The organism is Campylobacter sp. 2018MI10 (genome assembly GCF_018501175.1).
Lineage (GTDB): Bacteria > Campylobacterota > Campylobacteria > Campylobacterales > Campylobacteraceae > Campylobacter_E.
In genome coordinates this window covers 1-526 of record NZ_JAHCZD010000065.1, presented here as the reverse complement: position 1 = coordinate 526, position 526 = coordinate 1, and the positions used below count along the sequence as shown (strand labels likewise).

Sequence of the window (526 nt, the reverse complement as noted above, 5' to 3'; positions counted from 1 at the left end):
AGTAAGTCCTGCTATAAGTTAGGTTTTAAAAGCCGAAATGTTTTCGTTGAGTTTAAAAAAGCTCGTTTTTTCTCCTTAGAAGGTTTTTATTTCTTTGTATATACTATCGAGTTCTATTGGAATAAGTTTTGCAGTTTTTTTCATATCGATAACAGTTTTTAAACTTGTGCTTTTGGCGTTCTTTGCACCACTTGCACTTTGTATACTTTCTTTTTCTATAGTGCCGTCTAAATCATTAGCTCCAAATTCTTGTGCTACCATGGCTAAATTTAAAGTCATTGTTGCCCAGTAAGCTTTGATATTTTTGATATTATCAAGCACTAAACGAGAAATGGCAATGGTTTTTAAAATTTCTTCACTATCCATGATTTTATCAGTTTGTATAAAGCTATTATCCCTTTGCCAAACTAGAGGGATAAAAGCATTGAATCCACCGGTTTGATCTTGAAGATCACGTAGTCTTAACATATGATCGATCCTGTGATGTCTTTCTTCTATATGTCCAAAAAGCATGGTAGCATTACTT

The 526-nt window shown here is 32.9% G+C and carries 1 pseudogene; it reads right to left on the bottom strand.

From position 1 onward, the window contains the following. Positions 1 to 75: 75 nt before the first annotated feature. A pseudogene (locus KJR01_RS09675) lies at positions 76 to 526 on the bottom strand (aminofutalosine synthase MqnE); the annotation flags it as partial.